Raw genomic sequence first — 18,240 nt, 5'->3', positions numbered from 1 at the left:
GGGTGTGACTGCAACATCCCGGTCATATTTCATAGGCAAGGTGACGGGCTGGAAACCCTTTAAATTCGGGGCTCTTGGCGATTTCGGCAGGTGCTTCCGCTTTATTACAGCCATGCCTTCCTATCGCTATGAAGCCACCGACGCGCTCGGAAAAATCGTGCGCGGCACGATCGATGCCGACTCCGAACGCGGCGCCCGGAACCAGTTGCGCGGCCGCGGTTTGTTGCCCCTGTCGACCGCGCTGGCGGCGCGCGCCGAAGGCATGGGCGCGGCGCTGCGCGCGCGTCTGTCGGACGCCGATCTGGCGTGGCTGACGCGCCAGCTCGCCAGCCTCCTGGCCGCTCGCCTGCCATTGGATGCGGCGCTCAGTGCCACGCTGGAACAGGCCGAGAAAAAACACATTGCCGCCACGCTGGGCGGCGTGCGCGACGATGTGCGCGCCGGCCATCGCCTGTCCGCGGCGCTGGCCTCGCGGCCACGCGACTTTCCCGAAATCTATCGCGCGCTGATCGGCGCGGGCGAGGAATCGGGCGACCTGGCGCAGGTGATGGAAAAGCTGGCCGACTACATCGAGGAACGCAACACCTTGCGCAGCAAAGTCATGACGGCCTTCATTTACCCGGCGGTGGTGGCCAGCGTATCGGTGGTCATCGTGATCTTCCTGCTGGGCTATGTGGTGCCGCAGGTGGTGTCCGCCTTCAGCCAGGCCAAGCAGGAATTGCCGATGCTCACGCGCGTGATGCTGGGGCTGTCGGACTACGTGCGCGAATGGGGCGCGGTCACGGGCATTGCGGTGGTGGCGGCCATCGCCTTATGGCGCTACACGCTGCGCGCGCCGGCCGCGCGGCGGGCCTGGCACGCGCGCGTGCTGCGGCTGCCGCTGGCCGGCCGCTTCGTGCTGGGCGTGAACGCCGCGCGCTTTGCGTCCACCCTCGCGATCCTGAGCGGCAGCGGCGTGGCCCTTCTGACCGCGCTGGAAGCCGCGCGGCGCACGCTCAGCAACGACGTGCTGCGCCTGGCGGTCGACGAGGCCGCGGCGCGCGTGCGCGAGGGCGCGGCGCTGTCGTCATCACTGGGCGCGCAAAAGGTCTTTCCGTCGCTGCTGGTGCACCTGATCGCCAGCGGCGAGAAGACCGGGCGGTTGCCCGAACTGCTGGACCGGGGCGCGCAAAACCTGTCGCGCGACCTGGAGCGGCGCGCGATGGCGATGACGGCCCTGCTGGAGCCGGCGCTGATACTGCTGATGGGGGGATTCGTCCTCTTGATCGTGCTGGCGGTGATGATGCCGATTCTGGAGATGAACCAGTTGATCAGGTAGGAACGCGGGCCGCCAGACGGCAGGCCTGGGGAATACAGGCCGCGTGTTGGCGCGGCCCGAGAAAGATGCGGATCAGAGCGCCTCTTCGTCGCTCTCGCCGGTGCGGATGCGGATGGCCTGTTCGACCGGCGTCACGAAGATCTTGCCGTCGCCGATCTTGCCGGTGCGGGCGGCCTTGACGACGGCTTCGATGGCGGCTTCGACCTGGTCGTCGGGCAGCACGACTTCGACGCGGATCTTGGGCAGGAAGTCCACCACGTATTCGGCGCCGCGATAGAGTTCGGTGTGGCCCTTCTGGCGGCCGAAACCCTTGACTTCGGTGACCGTCAGGCCGCTGACGCCGACTTCCGCCAGCGCCTCGCGGACTTCGTCGAGCTTGAAGGGTTTGATGATGGCGGTGACTTGTTTCACGTTGGTCGTCCTGGGTTTTTGATGTGGTGCGTCGCCCTGCCGCGCGGCCCGATGTCTTGTGACACAGGCGGGCGCCGGGCGCAATGGACAGAGAATAACACCGCGCGGTCGCCAAGCGGCGCCCGCGAATCTTCTGCCGCCGCCCCGATGTGGTGCGCGGCGCCGCCGTCAGCTTTTGGGCGCTTCGTCGGGAATCTTGTCGGCCTCGCGCATCCAGACCACGGACTCGGAGTCGCTGGGCGCGCGCCAGTCGCCGCGCGGCGACAGCGAGCCGCCGGAACCCACCTTGGGCGCGTTCGGAATGCAGGTGCGCTTGAACTGGCTGGTCCGGAAGAACTTGTCCAGGAAGATCTTCAGGTTGCGTTTGATGGCGGCCAGATCGTATTCGTTGCGCACGACGTGGCCGGCCTCGGGCCACGCGCCCGCCTCGCGGTCGCGCCAGGCCGTCCACGACAGGAAGGCCACCTTGGTCGGCGCAAAGCCGTAGCGCAGCGTGTAGTACAGGTTGAAGTCCTGCAGCTCGTAAGGGCCGATCGAGGCCTCGCTCTTTTGCTCGGGCTTGTCGTCCGCGCCGCCCGGCACCAGCTCGGGGCTGACGTCGGTGCCCAGCACGTCCAGCAGCACCTGTGCGCCCTCGTCGCCCAGCCTGCCCGATTCGGCCACCCAGCGCACCAGGTGCGTGATCAGCGTCTTGGGCACGCTGGCGTTGACGCTGTAATGCGACATATGGTCGCCCACGCCGTACGTGCACCAACCCAGTGCAAGCTCGCTCAGGTCGCCCGTGCCGATGACGATGGCATTGCTGAAATTGGCCAGCCGGAACAGGTGGTTGGTGCGCTCGCCCGCCTGGACGTTCTCGAAGGTGATGTCATAGACCGGCTCGCCATTGGCGTAGGGATGGCCCAGGTCCTTGAGCATCTGCAGGCAGCTGGGGCGGATGTCGATTTCAGAAGCCGTGCAGCCCACCACCGCCATCAGGCGGCGCGCCTGCTGCAGCGTGCGGGTGCTGGTGGCAAAACCCGGCATCGTGACCGCCAGGATGTTCGAGCGCGGCAGGTCCAGGGCGTCCATGGCCTTGGCGCACACCAGCAGCGCATGCGTGGAGTCCAGCCCGCCCGAAATGCCGATGACCACCTTCTTCATGCCGCTGGCCGACAAGCGCTGCGCCAGCGCCTGCACCTGGATGTTGTAGACCTCCTTGCAGCGCGCGTCTCGTCGCTGCGGGTCGGCCGGCACATAGGGAAAGCGCGCCACGCGCCGTTCCAGCGCGAGTTCGGTGTCCTCCAGCGGCGGATTGACCGGCACCGCCACGCGGCGGAACCGGCGGACCTCGTCCGCGTGGCGGCGCACGGACTGGCCGAAGGTGCTCTGGCGCATGCGTTCACGCGACAGGCGCTCCAGGTCCACGTCCGAGAACAGCAGGTGGGAATGGTTCAGGAAGCGTTCGGATTCGGCCAGCAGCTCGCCGTTTTCGTAGATGAGCGCCTGCCCGTCCCAGGCCAGGTCCGTCGACGATTCGCCCCGGCCGGCCGAGGTGTACATATAGGCCGACAGGCAGCGCGCCGACTGCTGCGACACGAGCTGGTGACGGTAGGCGGACTTGCCGATGACGATATTGGAGGCCGACAGGTTGACCAGCACCGTGGCGCCGGCCAGCGCGGCATAGGACGACGGGGGAATGGGCACCCAGACGTCTTCGCAGATTTCAACGTGGAACTGGAACAGGGGCAGCTTTTCCATCTGGAACAGCAGCTCGGACCCGAACGGCACCGTCTGGCCCAGCAGGTCGATCTGCGTGCCGATGGCGCAGTCGGCCGCGCTGAACTGGCGGGCTTCGTAGAACTCGCCGTAATTCGGCAGATACGTCTTGGGCACGACGCCAAGCACCCGCCCGCCGGCCGCCACCACCGCGCAGTTGAACAACTGGTGCGCCACCCGCAGCGGCGCCCCCACGACGATGGCGATATCCAGGCCGGCGGTCGCCTCGACCACCTGGGCCAGCGCCGCCTCGCAGGCGTCCAAGAGGGCCTTCTGGTGAAAGAGGTCGTCGCAGGTGTAGGCCGACAGGCCCAGTTCCGGGAAAGCCGCCAGCACCGCGCCGCCTTGGGCAGCCTGCTGCGCCAGCGCGATGGTCTGCGCGGCATTGAACGCGGGATCGGCGACCCGGCACTCGGGCACGCCGACCGCGACCCGGGCGAAGCCGTGGGAATACAGGTTGAAGAACGGATTCGACATCGGGGATTTCGCCTGGGAGGTTCGCCTGGAGATTGCGACGTGGAGGGGTGCGCCGGGGGGGGCTGGAGGCCCGGGAATCAACGGCCGGATTATCTCACGGGCCCTATTCCGCCTGGCGCGGCATCTTGCCGTCGGTCAGGCCGCGCTCGAACGGCAGCGCCGGACTGCCGTCCATGGATCCTTGCCGGTCGCGCTCGGCCGACAGCGCCGCCTGGATTGCGCTGTCGCGCAGGTATCCGCCCATGGCGCCGATGTCGGCGCCGGACGGCTGCTGGTACAGGCGCAGGCCCAGCTCGGGCAGGATCGCCAGCAGATGGTCGAACACGTCGCCCTGGATGCGTTCGTATTCCACCCACGCGGTCACGGCGGTAAAGCAATAGACCTCGACCGGAATGCCCTCGGAGGTGGGCTCCATCATGCGCACCATCATCGCCATGTCCTGGCGGATTTCCGGATTCTGCTTCAGGTAGGCCAGCGCATAGGCGCGCAGCGTGCCGATGTTGGTCAGACGGCGCCGGTTGGCCGGCACGCTGGCCAGTTCGCCCAGCGTCTGGTTGGCCTGAACGATGTCCTGCGTCTTGCTTTGCAGATAGTCGTGCAGCAGCCGGAACTTCATCAGCCGCTGCGCCTCGTCGTCGGTCAGAAAGCGCACGCTGGCCGCGTCGATGCGAATGGTGCGCTTGATGCGCCGGCCGCCGGATTCGAACATGTGCCGATAGTTGCGGTAGCTTTCCGAGAACAGCTTGTAGGTTGGCACCGTGGTAACGGTGTTGTCCCAGTTCTGCACCTTCACGGTATGCAGCGCAATGTCCTTGACGAAGCCATCCGCGTTGCATTGCGGCATCTCGATCCAGTCGCCGATTCGCAGCATGTCGTTGCTGGTGAGCTGCGTGCTGGCCACCAGCGACAGGAGCGTGTCCTTGAACACCAGCAGCAGCACCGCCGACAGCGCGCCCAGGCCGGAGATCATCCAGAGCGGCGAGCGGTCGATCAGGATGGAAAGCACCAGGACGGTGCACACCGCCATCAGGATCAGCTTGCCGATCTGGATGTAGCCCTTGATGGACCGGGTCTGCGCGCGGGTCGTGGCCGAATAGGTGTCCTGCCAGGCGCTCAGCACGCCCGAAAACGCGATGAACACGCAGATCCAGGCGCCCGCGTGCGCCAGCCGGCCCACGATGGTGACCACCCGCTCGGCATGGGGCACCAGGTCGATGCCCATGGAAACCACCGCAAACGGCACCGCGTACCAGAGGTTCTGGTACGCGCGGCGGCGCTGCAGCGCCTTGTCCCAATCGCCGTGGCCGCTGACCACGAGCAGCCGGTGCGCCAGCAGCAGGACCACCCGCGCGACCACCCACTGCACGAACAGCGCGGTCAGGACGAGCGCGCCGATGCCGATCAGCGTCTGCGCCCAGATCTCCCGGGGCATATGGGTATCAATTTGGGTGACTAGCTCTTCCCATTCCAGGGGCATGGATCCGTACTCGCTTTACAGGGTCTTGAAACCAGGGTCGTGAAACCGGGGTCTTGAACTGACCGGGATTATCCGACAACTCGCGCCCTTAGCGGGTTCCGGCCCCGCATAACGGCCGCCGTCGCCCGGCGTGGCGCAAGGCCCTATAATCCTGCCCATCATGGCAAACACTCCCTCCTCCGATCAAAACCAGTTCGCCAACAAGGCGCAGGCCTGGTCCGCCCGGTTCTCCGAGCCGGTTTCCGAACTCGTCAAACGCTACACGGCGTCCGTGGATTTCGACAAGCGCCTGGCGCGCCACGACATCCAGGGCTCGCTCGCGCATGCCGACATGCTGGCCGCCCAGGGCATCATCGGCGCCCAGGATCTGGCCGACATCCAGCGCGGCATGACCCAGATCCTGTCCGAGATCGACGCTGGCTCGTTCCAGTGGCTGCTCGACCTGGAAGACGTCCACCTGAACATCGAAAAGCGCCTCGTGGAACTGGTGGGCGATGCGGGCAAGCGCCTGCATACCGGCCGATCGCGCAACGACCAGGTCGCCACCGACATCCGCCTGTGGCTGCGTGACGAAATCGACACCCTGCAGGATCTGCTGCGCCAGCTGCGCCACGCCCTGGCCACGGTCGCCCTGGAAAACGCCGGCACCATCATGCCCGGCTTCACGCACCTGCAAGTCGCCCAGCCCGTCACCTTCGGGCACCACCTGCTCGCCTACGCCGAAATGTTCGGCCGCGACGCCGAGCGCCTGGCCGACTGCCGCCGCCGCGTCAACCGCCTGCCCCTGGGCGCCGCCGCCCTGGCCGGCACGTCGTTCCCCATCGACCGCGAACGCGTCGCCAAGACGCTGGGCTTCGAGGGCGTGTGCCGCAACTCGCTGGATGCCGTCTCCGATCGCGACTTCGCCATCGAATTCTGCGCCGCCGGCGCGCTCATCATGACGCACGTTTCGCGCCTGTCCGAAGAGCTGGTGCTCTGGATGAGCCCGCGCGTGGGCTTCATCGACCTGGCCGACCGCTTCTGCACCGGCAGCTCGATCATGCCGCAAAAGAAGAACCCCGACGTGCCCGAGCTGGCCCGCGGCAAGACCGGCCGCGTCAACGGCAACCTGGTCGCCCTGCTGACCCTGATGAAGGGCCAGCCCCTGGCCTACAACAAGGACAACCAGGAAGACAAGGAAGGCCTGTTCGACACGGCCGACACGCTGCGCGACACGCTCACGATCTTCGCGGACATGGCCGGCGGCATCAAGGTCAAGGCCGACAACATGCGCGCCGCGGCCCTGCAGGGCTTTGCCACCGCCACCGATCTGGCCGACTACCTGGTCAAGCGCGGCGTGCCCTTCCGCGACGCCCACGAAGTCGTGGCTCACGCCGTGCGCGACTGCGAACAGCGCGGCTGCGACCTGGCCGACCTGTCCACCGCCGAACTCACGGCCTACCACCCCAGCATCACCGAGGACGTGCACCAGGTCCTGACGCTGGAAGGCTCGGTCGCCGCGCGCAAGCACGTGGGCGGCACCGCCCCCGAACGCGTCGCCGAAGAAGCCCAGCGCGTGCTGGCGGAAACGGCGCAAGGCTGATTTCGGCTTGCCGTAGATGCGTTGGATGCAAGGCCCCCATTTGGGGGCCTTGTTGTTTCCGCCCTCAGGCAGCAATCCCGCTCCCGGGCCGGATATGATGGCGCCTTTGCCGCTCTGTCCCCGAGACCATGATCCTCGCGCGCGCGCCGCTCAGGCCCCTTGTTCCGCCGCGGATGTTGCTGGCCGTGCTGGCCGTCTCCGCGCTGCTCGTTGGCGCCGGCGCGCCGCCCGTCCAAGCCCAAACCGCCCGCAAACCCTCCCCCTACGAAAACGGCCGCCCCCTGCGTCCCGACGAGGTCGAGGCGCGCAAGGCCGAGGACGCGCGGTGGGGAGGCCCGCGGTTCCTGGCGCAGATCAAGACCCGGGCCGAATTCGATCAATTGGCGCGGGTCTATAACGCCGGCACGCCGCTGGAAATCCCCCATGTGCTGTTCGTCATCGACCGCCAGCGCGCCGACCGCATCTATTACGTCAACACGCCGCGGTACGCGCTGCACGAGACCTTTGCGCGCGAGCGGCGGCTGCTGTCCGGCGACCGGGCCGCGCTCGTGGCGCAGTACAAGGATCCCAATCGTCGTCTGCTGTTCGGCACGCTGAGCTGGCAGAACAGCCTGCCCGGCTATACCTATGAGTTCTGGGAAGGCGATCTGCTGACGCCCGAACTGCTGACCCTGACGGCGCAGCGGCTCGCGGCCACGTTCCCTCACCCGCTGAAATTCAAGAGCAACTCCACGCTGCAGGAAGCGACCGCACGGCGGGCCGGGCTGGACTTCGTCACGCAGGAGGCGCTGCTGCGCGAGCAGACCTTCTTGCCGCTGAACACCGGGCGCGCGCAAGGACGGCTGCGCATCGTCAAGGCCGTGGATGAAACGGCTGACCTATCGCCCACCGACATCGTGGTGCTGGACGAGGTGCCCGTGGCGCTGACGCCGGTGGCAGGCCTGGTCACGCAGCGCCCGTCCACGCTGTTGTCCCACGTGAATCTGCTGGCCAAGGGCTGGCGCATTCCGAATGCCTACGTGCGCGACGCCGTGGCCGCCTTGCGCGAGCATGATGGCCAATGGGTCGAACTGACCGTTGAAAGCAACGGCTACCGGGTGCAGCGCATCGCGCAGCCCGCCGCGTCGCCAGCCACGGCGGCAACCCCATCCGCCGCCGCCTCGCTGCCCAAGCCCGACCTGTCGGTGCGCGCCCTCAAGCCGCTGTCCGGCATGACCACGCGCGACAGCCGCCACTGCGGGGTCAAGGCGGCAAACCTGGGCGCGCTGACGGCCGTGTTGCCGCCCGCGGCCAGCGTGCCGGATGGGTTCTGCATCCCGTTTGCCCAATACGCGGCGTTCATGGACCAGTTGGGCGTGCCCGCGCGCTTGGCGGCGCTGGCGCAGCGGGCCGACTTTGCCAGCGACGCCAACGTGCGGCGCGCCGAACTGGCCAAGCTGCGCCAGGACATCGTCGACGCAACGCCCGACCCCACCCTGTCGGCCGCCTGGCGCGCCCGCTGGGAAAAGCAGTTGGGTGGCCACGGCGTCTTCGTGCGCAGCTCGTCCAATTCCGAAGACCTGCCGGGCTTCGGCGGCGCGGGCTTGTACACCACCGTGCCGAACGTCACGCAGGCCGATGCGCTGGCCCGGGCCGTGCAGACGGTGTGGGCTTCGGTCTACAACTTCGAGGCTTACGAGGCGCGCCGCACCGCAGGCTTCGGGCAGGACGCCGTCGTCATGGCGGTGCTGGTGCAACAGGCCGCGGCGTCGGACAGCTCGGGCGTCATGATCACGCGCGATCCCTTCGACGCCTCGCGCCGCCACGTCACCTACCTGTCCGCCAAGCGCGGATTGGGCATCAAGGTGGTGGAAGGCAAGCGGCAGGCCGAACAGGTCATGTACTCAAGCTGGTCCAAGGCAGTTCAGGTGCTAAGCCGTTCCGCCGAGGACACGCAGCTCGTGGCTGACGCGGGCGGCGGCGTGCGCGAAGTGCCGATCGAGGGCGCACGCCAGGTGCTGAATGATGCCCTGGTCGCCCGGCTGGCCGCCGTGGGACGGCAGGTGAAAAAGCGCTTGGGAAATGGAGACCAGGACATCGAATGGGCCGTGCAGGCAGACAAGATCCTGATCCTGCAGGCGCGGCCTTACATCGATGGGAGCCGCTGAACCAACGCGCCAGGCGTCCGATGGGACGGCAGCGCAGGTTCTGCATGCGGCATGAACAGGACGAAAGCAAACACGGCGCGGCCTTTGCGGGCCGCGCCGTGCCGGGGCATCAGGTCTGCAGACCGTCAGATATGCAAAGCATGCCCCAGCGCCTTGAGCGCCGCCTCCTGGACCGCCTCGCCCAGCGTGGGATGCGCGTGAATGGTGCCGGCTACGTCTTCCAGCGTGGCGCCCATTTCCAACGACTGGCCAAACGCCGTCGATAGCTCCGACACCGCACGGCCCACGGCCTGCCACCCCACGATCAGGTGGTTGTCGCGCCGGGCCACCACGCGCACGAACCCGTCGGTGGATTCCAGCGTCATGGCGCGGCCGTTGGCGGCGAAGGGGAAGGAGGCCGTCACGCAATCCAGGCCGGCGGCTTCGGCCTCGTGCGGCGACAGGCCCGCCACCACGACCTCGGGATCGGTGAAGCACACGGCCGGGATGGAGGCCGGCTGGAAGTGGCGGCGCTTGCCCGCCACCAGTTCGGCCACCATCTCGCCCTGCGCCATGGCGCGGTGCGCCAGCATGGGTTCACCGGCGATGTCGCCAATGGCCCAGACGTCGCGCATGGACGTGCGGCATTGGTCGTCGATGCGCAGCGCGTTGCCCTTGCGGTCCAGTTGCAGGCTTTCCAGCCCCCAGCCCTGCGTGCGCGGACGGCGTCCCACCGAGATCAGCACGCGGTCGGCCGGCAGCAGGGTTTCGGCGCCGCTGGCGTCCTGCACCCGCACCGCGTCGCCCTTGCCGTTCAACCCCAGCACCTTGCGGCCCAGGTGCAACGCCACGCCCATCTTGCCCAGCGCGGCCGCGACGGGCTTGGTGAGCTCGGCGTCGTAGGTCGGCAGGATGCGGTCCTGCGCCTCCACGACAGCGACCTCGGCGCCCAGCTTGCGGTAGACGGTGCCCAGTTCCAGGCCGATGTAGCCGCCGCCCACCACCACGAGCTGCTTCGGGATGCTGGCGGGCGATAGCGCCTCGGTGGACGACACCACCATGCCGCCGAAAGGCATGGACGGCAGCGGCGTGGGTTCGGAGCCAGCCGCCAGCAGCAGGTGCTCGCACTGGATGCGAACGCGCCCCGCGTCGGGCGTTTCGACTTCGGCCGTCTTGCCGTCCAGAAGCGTCGCCCAGCCGCGCACGACCTCCACGCCGTTCTTCTTGAGCAGCGCGCCCACGCCCCCCGTCAGCTTGCCGACGATGCCGTCTTTCCAGGCGACCGTCTTGGCGATGTCGATGCGCGGCGTGTCCACGGCGATGCCGAGCGCCGATTCGCCGGCGTAGTGGCGCGCCTTGTCGAATTCCTCGGCCGCGTGGATCAGGGCCTTGGAGGGGATGCAGCCGATGTTCAGGCAGGTGCCGCCCAGCTGCGCGCCCTCGACCAGAATGGTCGGCACGCCCAGCTGCCCGGCGCGGATGGCGGCCACGTAGCCGCCGGGGCCGCCGCCGATCACCAGCAATGTCGTTGTCTTTGTGATCTGGCTCATGCTCACTCCACGAAAAGCAGCGCGGGTTGTTCCAGCAGCGCGCGCACGGCCTGGATGAAGCGCGCCGCGTCCATGCCGTCCACCACGCGGTGGTCGAAGGACGAAGACAGGTTCATCAGCTTGCGCGCCACCACGGCGCCGTTGCGGAAGGCGGGGCGTTCGACGATGCGGTTCACGCCCACGATACCGACCTCGGGATGGTTGATGACCGGCGTGGTGACGATGCCGCCCAAGGGACCCAGGCTGGTGATGGTAATGGTCGAACCGGACAGCTCGTCGCGGCCGGCCGACCCGCTGCGCACCGCCTGCGCCAGCCGATTGATCTCCGCAGCCATGGACCACAGGTCGCGCGCCTCGGCGTGGCGCATCACCGGCACCATCAGGCCGCCGTCGCTTTGCGTGGCAATGCCGATGTGCACCGCGCCATAGCGCGTGACCACCCCCGCCTCGTCGTCGTAGCGCGCATTGATCTGCGGGAAATCGCGCAGCGCCACCACCATCGCGCGGGCCAGGAGCGGCAGCAGCGTCAGCTTGCCGCGCGACTCGCCCCATTTGGCGTTCAACTGCACGCGCAGGTCTTCGAGCTCGGTCACGTCGATTTCCTCGACGTAGCTGAAATGCGGGATGCGGCGCTTGGACTCGGCCATCTTCTGCGCGATCTTCCTGCGCAGACCGATCACCGGCACGGCGTCTTCGTCGTTGCGTTCCACATAGGCCGACCCGCCGCGTGCGCTGCTGGCGGCGCCCTGCCCTTGCAGCCAGGCATCCAGGTCTTCGTGCAGGATGCGCCCGGCCGGGCCGCTGCCCTGCACGTAGCGCAGCTCCACGCCCAGGTCCCACGCGCGCTTGCGAACTGCGGGCGACGCCAGCGGCTTTTCGCCGGGCTGACGGACTGCTGCGGGCGCGCCGCCGGATTGGCGGGCGGCTGGCGACTTGGCCGGCGCCGACGCGGGGCCAGAGGCAGATGCGGATGTTGATGCGGATGATGATGACTTGGCCGGCGGGGAAGTTGCGGGCGCCGATGCTGCGCCGGGCGTCGATGCCGCCACGCCGCTTTCCACCAGACTCGGACCACCAGCGCGCTGCGCGCCGTCGGCAGCAATCCCGCCAGCCGCAGGCACAGCCGCTTTCCCCGCCGGCGCGGCCGCCGCAGCAGCGCCGGCCTTCACATTCCCTTCGCCTTCGACTTCCAGGCGGATCAGCTCCCCGCCCACGGCCATCACCTGGCCAACATCGCCGCCCAGCGAGATTACCTTGCCGACCACCGGCGATGGGATCTCGACCGTGGCCTTGTCCGTCATCACGTCCGCCAGCGGCTGGTCCTCGGCGACCGTGTCGCCCACCTTGACGTGCCAGCCCACCAGCTCGACCTCTGCGATGCCTTCGCCGATGTCGGGCATCTTGATGATATGAATCCCCATGTCATGCCTCCATCGCGCGTTTGAACGCTTCGCCGACCCGGCGCGGGCCGGGGAAGTACGCCCATTCCTGCGCGTGCGGATAGGGAGTGTCCCAACCGGTCACGCGCTCGACGGGCGCCTCCAGATGATGGAAGCAGTGTTCCTGCACCAGGGAAATCAGTTCCGCGCCAAAGCCGCAGGTGCGCGTGGCCTCGTGCACGACCACGCAGCGCCCCGTCTTCTTGACAGAGTTGACGATGGCGTCCAGGTCCAGCGGCCACAGGCTGCGCAGGTCGATGATTTCGGCGTCGATGCCGGTTTCCTCGGCCGCGGTCAGCGACACGTGCACCGTGGTGCCGTAGGTCAGCACCGTCAGTTCCGAACCCGGCCGCACGATGGCCGCCGATTCCAGCGGCACGGTGTAGTAGCCCGTGGGCACCACGCTGCCGGGACGGCCGGTCCACGGCGTGACCGGCCGATCGTGGTGGCCGTCGAACGGGCCGTTGTAGAGCCGCTTGGGTTCCAGGAAGATCACCGGATCGTCGTTCTCGATGGCGGCGATCAACAGCCCCTTCGCGTCGTACGGGTTGGACGGCATCACCGTGCGCAGCCCGCAGACCTGCGTGAACATTGCCTCGGGACTCTGGCTGTGCGTCTGCCCGCCGTAGATGCCGCCGCCGCAAGGCATGCGGATGGTCATGGGGGCAATGAATTCGCCGACCGACCGGTAGCGCAGGCGCGCGGCCTCGGACACGATCTGGTCCGAAGCCGGATAGAAGTAGTCGGCGAACTGGATCTCGCACACCGGCCGCAGGCCATAGGCGCCCATGCCCACCGCCACGCCGACGATCCCGCCTTCGGAAATGGGGGTGTCGAACACGCGCGAGCTGCCGTATTTGGCCTGCAGGCCTTCGGTGCAGCGGAACACGCCGCCGAAATAACCCACGTCCTGCCCGAACACCACGACGTTGTTGTCGCGCTCAAGCATGACATCCATGGCCGAGCGCAAAGCCTGGATCATGGTCATCGGCGCCGAGGCCGGACCAGCGTTGTTATCGATTGCCATGGTCAGACTCCGAGCTGCTGGCGCTGCCGGCGCAGATGCTCCGGCATGTCCTTGTACACGTCTTCAAAAATGCTGGCGGCGCTGGGGACGTGACCGTCCACCAGGGTGCCGTAGCTCTCGGCTTCCTTTTGGGCCGCCAGGATCTCGGCGTCGAGTTCGGCGCGGACCGCGTCGTGCTCGGCGTCGGACCAGATGCCCAACAGGATGAGATGTTTCTTGAAGCGCTCGATCGGGTCGCCCAGGGGAAAGTGGCTCCAGTCGTCGCCGGGCCGGTACTTGGAGGGATCGTCAGACGTGGAGTGAGGCCCCGCGCGGTAGGTCACCCATTCGATCAGCGTCGGGCCCAGGTTGCGGCGGGCGCGCTCGGCCGCCCAGCGCGAGGCGGAATAGACCGCCAGGAAATCGTTGCCGTCCACCCGCAGCGACGCAATGCCGCAGCCCACGCCACGGCCCGCGAAGGTCGCGCCCTCGCCGCCGGCGATGGCCTGGAAGGTGGAAATGGCCCACTGGTTGTTGACCACGTTCAGGATGACGGGCGCGCGGTAGACGTGCGCGAAGGTCAACGCGGTGTGGAAGTCGGCTTCGGCGGTGGCGCCGTCGCCGATCCAGGCCGAGGCAATGCGGGTGTCGCCCTTGATGGCCGACGCCATGGCCCAGCCCACCGCCTGGATGAACTGCGTGGCCAGGTTGCCCGAAATCGTGAAAAAGCCGTTTTCGCGGTCGGAATACATGACCGGCAGCTGGCGGCCCTTGAGCGGGTCACGCTCGTTGGACATGAGCTGGCACATCATCGTCACCAGCGACACATCGCGCGAGAGCAGGATGCTTTGCTGGCGATAGGTGGGAAAGCACATGTCCCCCTTTTCCAGCGCCATCGCGTGGGCGGTGCCGATGGCCTCCTCGCCCAGGCTCTGCATGTAGAACGAGATCTTCTTCTTGCGCTGCGCGGTCAGCATGCGCCCGTCGAAGATGCGGGTCTTGAGCATTGCCCGCATGCCGGCGCGCAGCATGTCGTGGCTGATCTCCGGCGCCCACGGCCCGACGGCATGGCCGTCATTGTCGATGACCCGGACCAGGCTGTAGGCCAGTGGACCGGTGTCGACCGCGGCAACATCAATGGGGGGTTTGGGCACCTCGCCGGGCGGCGATAGATGCAGATAGGAGAAGTCTGTCTTGCAACCCGGTCGCCCTGTCGGCTCGGGGACGTGCAACTTCAGCGGCCCATATTGGCTCATGTATTGTCTCCACGCTTGATCGTGTCATGCGTTTTCTTCCTACCAAGGCATTGCCAGAGGCGTGTGACCTCGGACGCTGCCGTCGCCGGCCTGCGCCCGGGGATACATGGGCAAGGCCGTTGACGAGATTAGCACAGGGGACAGGGCCGATGAGCGGGCCGCGCGGCCTTTTGGGGCCGTATTGGACTGAGGGTTTTCCTCAGGCGGCGCCGGTCCATTCCGTGACGAATTCACGGTAGTCGGGACGCTTGGCGGGGGGCACCGCGCACGCGGGCGTGCCCACGGCCAGAAAGCCCAGGAAGCGGTAATCCAGCGAGTCCAGACCCAGCGCGTTCTGCACGTCTTCGACGTAGGTGCCCAGGCCGGTGCTCCAGAAGGCGGCGTAGCCCAGCATGTGGACCGCGTTCAGGATGTTCATGACCGAGCAGCCCGTGGCCAGAAGCTGTTCCTGCTCGGGGATCTTGGTGTTGTCGTGGGCGATCTTCTGGGCCACGGCGATGAACAGCGGCACGCCGGCCATCCATTCGCGGACAGACTTTTCCTTTTCGGGCGTCATGCGCGGATCGCCGCTGCGCTTGACCGCGTCCAGCGCCATGTCCGCCAGCTTGCCGATGGCTTCGCCCTGGATCACGACGAAGCGCCACGGGCGCAGCGCGCCATGATCGGGCGCCGCCATGGCGGCCTGCAGGATCTGTTCGAGTTCGTCGGGTTTGGGCGCCGGGGCCCGCAGGAACTTGAAGGAGCGGCGCGAAGTCAGGGCGTGAAGCGGGGTGGCGGTCTGGGTGACGGTCATTGATCGATGCGCAAATGGGAAAAAACAGATTCCGATAGTACGCGATGACGGCCGCCCCATCGCCGATCCCCTGACCTGCAACAAGGACATCGCGCCGTGCGCGGTCACCCCAGATGGGTATGGCGCTCCTGCCGCTCTTCGACCTGCATTTCGGTCAGGCCGTGCAGGATGCCGCAGTCGTCCGTGTCCGGGCGCGCCGACACGCAGCGCTGGCGCAATTCGCTCAGTTGGGATTTCAGCTGCATCAGTTCGGCAATGCGCTCGTCCACGTGGGAGATGTGCTCGTCGAACAGCTGGTTGATCGGGCCGCAACCGGTGCGGTGGTTGTCGGCCACGGACAGGATGGCGCGGATCTCGTCCTGCGTCATGTCCAGCGCCCGGCAGTTGCGGATGAGGCGCAGGCGCTCCAGGTGCATCTGCCCATAGCTGCGGTAGTTGTTCAGACCCCGCTCCGGCGCGGGCAGCAGTCCTTCCTTTTCGTAATACCTGACGGTTTCGACCGTGGTGCCGGCCGCCGTGGCCAATTCGCCGATACGCATCGCTGCCTCCCGGATCCGATCCGATGATTAGGGGTTGACCCTATAGTAACTCCAAGGTGTGGAATTGCGTCACCAGCTTATTTGAAGGGTCAAGCCGATGTCTTTACCTCCGGTCAAACAACGCGAACATCAGTCGGGTGGGGCCTGCGGCTCCTGCTGCGGTCACGATGAGGGCAAGTCGCCGCATGCGACCGCCGGCCACGCGGATCAGGGCCACGACGGCCACCATCACGATGACCACGATCACAGCGCACCCGCCCACCAGCACGCCGACGCGGCCCCTGGCCACGCCCATGGCGCGGATGCCTGCTGCGACCACGCGCATGGCGATGCGGTCCTGCAGCCGGCCGCCGCTGCCGCGACGCTCACTGCCGGCCCCGGCCAGCTGCTGGCGCGCCTGCGCATCGGTCAGATGGACTGCCCCACCGAGGAAACGCTGATCCGCAAAAAGCTGGACGGCGTGGATGGCGTGCATGCGCTGGACTTCAACCTGATGCAGCGCATCCTGACCGTAGTCCACGCGGAGGGCGCGCTGGATCGCATCGTCGCGGCCATCAAATCGCTGGACATGACGCCCGAGCCCCTGGCCGACGGCGCGGCCGCCGCGCCCGCCCCCGCCGCCAAGGCGGTGAACTGGTGGCTGATCGGCGGCGCGGGCGTGCTGGCCGCCCTGTCGGAAGTCTCGCACTACCTGGACGCCCCGCTCTTGGTGACCGCCGCGCTGGCCGTGGCCGCCATCCTGGCTTGCGGCGTCAGCACCTATCGCAAGGGCTGGATCGCCGTGCGCAACGGCAACCTGAACATCAACGCCCTGATGAGCATCGCCGTCACCGGCGCGGTGCTGATCGGCCAGTGGCCCGAGGCGGCCATGGTGATGTTCCTGTTCAACGTGGCCGAACTCATCGAAGCCCGCTCGCTGGACCGCGCCCGCAACGCCGTGCGCGGCCTGCTGGACCTGGCGCCCGAGACGGCGACCCTGCGGCAGGCGGACGGCAGCTGGGTGGAAGTGCCCGCCGCGTCGCTGCAGCCGGGCGGGATCGTGCGCGTGCGGCCGGGCGAGCGCATCGCGGCCGATGGCATCGTCGTGAACGGCACGTCGGCCGTGGACCAGTCGCCGATCACGGGCGAAAGCCTGCCCGTCGAAAAGACGCAGGACGATCCCGTCTTCGCGGCCACCATCAACACCTCCGGCTCCTTTGAGTACCGCGTGACCGCCGCGGCGGGCAACACCACGCTGGCGCGCATCATCCACGCGGTGGAACAGGCGCAGGGCGCGCGCGCGCCCACGCAGCGCTTCATCGACCGTTTCTCGCGCATCTACACGCCTGCGGTCGTGGCGATTGCGCTGGCCGTGGCGGTGCTGCCGCCGCTGCTGTGGGGCCAGCCGTGGTTCGATGCCCTGTACCGCGCGCTTGCGCTACTGATCATCGCCTGCCCGTGCGCGCTGGTGATTTCCACGCCGGTCAGCATCGTCAGCGGCCTGACCGCCGCCTCGCGCCGCGGCATCCTCGTCAAGGGCGGGGTCTATCTGGAAGAAGGCCGCAACCTGAAATGGCTGGCGCTGGACAAGACCGGCACGCTGACGCACGGCAAGCCCGTTCAAACCGACCTGCAGGACTGGGACGCGGCGGCGGCTGGCCCTCACCCCGCCGCCCTCGTCGCGGCAAGCCTGGCGGCCCGATCGGATCACCCGGTGTCACTGGCCGTGGCCAACGCCGCGCGCCAGGCCGGCAGCACGCTGCTGGAAGTCGAGGCCTTTACCGCCCTGCCCGGCCGCGGCGTCAGCGGCCAGGTGGGCGGGCAGACTTACCATCTTGGCAACCGCCGCCTGATGCGGGAATTGGGCGTCTCCAGCGCCGCGCTCGACACGCGCTTTGACGAGCTGGAAAGCCAGGGCAAGAGCGTCATCGCGCTGTCGGACGGCAGCCGCGTGCTGGCGGTGGCTGCCGTGGCCGACACGGTCAAGCCCACCAGCGCGCAGGCCATCGCCGACCTGCACGGGCTGGGCGTGCGCACGCTCATGCTGACGGGCGACAACACGCCGACCGCGCAGGCCATCGCGCGCCAGGTCGGCATCGACGAGGCGCGCGGCGACCAATTGCCCGAGGACAAGCTGGCCGCCATTGAAAGCAAGCTGGCGCCGGACGTCCGGGTCGGCATGGTGGGCGACGGCATCAACGACGCGCCCGCGCTGGCACGGGCCGACATCGGGTTTGCCATGGGCGCGGCCGGCACCGGCACGGCGATCGAGACCGCCGACGTGGCCCTCATGGACGACGACCTGCGCAAGATCGGCACCTTCCTGCGCCTGTCGCGCGCCACGCACCGCATCCTCGTGCAGAACATCGCGCTGGCGCTGGGCATCAAGGTGGTGTTCCTGGCGCTGGCCGTGACGGGTCACGCGACGCTGTGGATGGCGGTGTTTGCCGACGTGGGCGCCAGCCTGCTGGTGGTGGCGAACGGCCTGCGTCTGCTGCGCGCCGCCCCGGCCAGCCGGTAAGCGCCGCG

General features: G+C 67.9%; 13 protein-coding genes. 4 read left to right on the top strand and 9 right to left on the bottom strand.

The features are described from left to right. Nucleotides 1–112: 112 nt before the first annotated feature. Nucleotides 113–1,318 (top strand): type II secretion system inner membrane protein GspF, encoded by a 1,206-nt coding sequence (gene gspF, locus H4P35_RS10320; RefSeq protein ID WP_142049246.1) that lies wholly within the window; start codon nt 113–115, stop codon nt 1,316–1,318. A 72-nt stretch (nt 1,319–1,390) separates the two neighbouring features. Here gspF and H4P35_RS10315 read toward each other — a convergent pair whose 3' ends face one another. From H4P35_RS10315 to H4P35_RS10305, 3 genes are all read right to left on the bottom strand, one after another. Beyond that, complete coding sequence (locus tag H4P35_RS10315; RefSeq protein ID WP_006386376.1) at nt 1,391–1,729, bottom strand: P-II family nitrogen regulator; 339 nt, start codon at nt 1,727–1,729, stop codon at nt 1,391–1,393. A 168-nt stretch (nt 1,730–1,897) separates the two neighbouring features. Continuing rightward, nucleotides 1,898–3,964 (bottom strand): NAD(+) synthase, encoded by a 2,067-nt coding sequence (locus tag H4P35_RS10310; RefSeq protein WP_226848918.1) that lies wholly within the window; start codon nt 3,962–3,964, stop codon nt 1,898–1,900. Nucleotides 3,965–4,067: 103 nt separating this feature from the next. After that, entirely contained in the window at nt 4,068–5,441 is a 1,374-nt protein-coding gene (locus tag H4P35_RS10305) for a mechanosensitive ion channel family protein (protein WP_142049252.1), read from the bottom strand. Between the two features lie 160 nt (nt 5,442–5,601). Between H4P35_RS10305 and argH the strand changes: the two genes are divergently transcribed. Both argH and H4P35_RS10295 read left to right on the top strand, forming a co-directional pair. Beyond that, a complete protein-coding gene (argH, locus tag H4P35_RS10300) occupies nt 5,602–7,023 on the top strand; it encodes an argininosuccinate lyase (protein ID WP_056316393.1) in 1,422 nt (473 codons plus the stop codon). Between the two features lie 128 nt (nt 7,024–7,151). After that, complete coding sequence (locus H4P35_RS10295; protein WP_226848916.1) at nt 7,152–9,170, top strand: PEP/pyruvate-binding domain-containing protein; 2,019 nt, start codon at nt 7,152–7,154, stop codon at nt 9,168–9,170. Nucleotides 9,171–9,295: 125 nt separating this feature from the next. Here the strand turns inward: H4P35_RS10295 and lpdA are convergent, their stop codons facing one another. The 6 genes from lpdA to cadR form a co-directional block, all read right to left on the bottom strand. Then, on the bottom strand, nt 9,296–10,699 hold the full coding sequence (gene lpdA, locus H4P35_RS10290; protein ID WP_062840855.1) for a dihydrolipoyl dehydrogenase: 1,404 nt from the start codon (nt 10,697–10,699) through the stop codon (nt 9,296–9,298). 2 nt (nt 10,700–10,701) lie between these two features. Next, nucleotides 10,702–12,120 (bottom strand): dihydrolipoamide acetyltransferase family protein, encoded by a 1,419-nt coding sequence (locus tag H4P35_RS10285; protein ID WP_226848914.1) that lies wholly within the window; start codon nt 12,118–12,120, stop codon nt 10,702–10,704. Nucleotide 12,121: 1 nt separating this feature from the next. After that, nucleotides 12,122–13,165 carry an alpha-ketoacid dehydrogenase subunit beta gene (locus tag H4P35_RS10280; RefSeq protein WP_062840853.1) on the bottom strand — a complete coding sequence of 348 codons (1,044 nt, stop codon included), beginning with the start codon at nt 13,163–13,165 and terminating at the stop codon, nt 12,122–12,124. Nucleotides 13,166–13,167: 2 nt separating this feature from the next. After that, a complete protein-coding gene (locus H4P35_RS10275) occupies nt 13,168–14,400 on the bottom strand; it encodes a 3-methyl-2-oxobutanoate dehydrogenase (2-methylpropanoyl-transferring) subunit alpha (RefSeq protein WP_056316373.1) in 1,233 nt (410 codons plus the stop codon). Nucleotides 14,401–14,599: 199 nt separating this feature from the next. Further along, nucleotides 14,600–15,193, bottom strand: coding sequence for a nitroreductase (locus tag H4P35_RS10270; RefSeq protein ID WP_056316369.1), 594 nt, complete (start codon nt 15,191–15,193; stop codon nt 14,600–14,602). A 104-nt stretch (nt 15,194–15,297) separates the two neighbouring features. Continuing rightward, nucleotides 15,298–15,732: a Cd(II)/Pb(II)-responsive transcriptional regulator gene (gene cadR / locus H4P35_RS10265; protein WP_056316368.1), complete on the bottom strand. Its 435-nt coding sequence runs from the start codon at nt 15,730–15,732 to the stop codon at nt 15,298–15,300. A gap of 97 nt (nt 15,733–15,829) precedes the next feature. Between cadR and H4P35_RS10260 the strand changes: the two genes are divergently transcribed. Continuing rightward, the gene (locus H4P35_RS10260; RefSeq protein ID WP_370638963.1) at nt 15,830–18,232 is read left to right on the top strand and encodes a heavy metal translocating P-type ATPase; all 2,403 of its coding nucleotides are present in this window, start codon (nt 15,830–15,832) and stop codon (nt 18,230–18,232) included. The last annotated feature ends 8 nt before the right edge of the window (nt 18,233–18,240 follow it).

This window comes from Achromobacter sp. 77, assembly GCF_020541125.1.
GTDB lineage: Bacteria > Pseudomonadota > Gammaproteobacteria > Burkholderiales > Burkholderiaceae_B > Achromobacter > Achromobacter mucicolens.
This window is presented reverse-complemented; position numbering and strand designations above follow the sequence as displayed.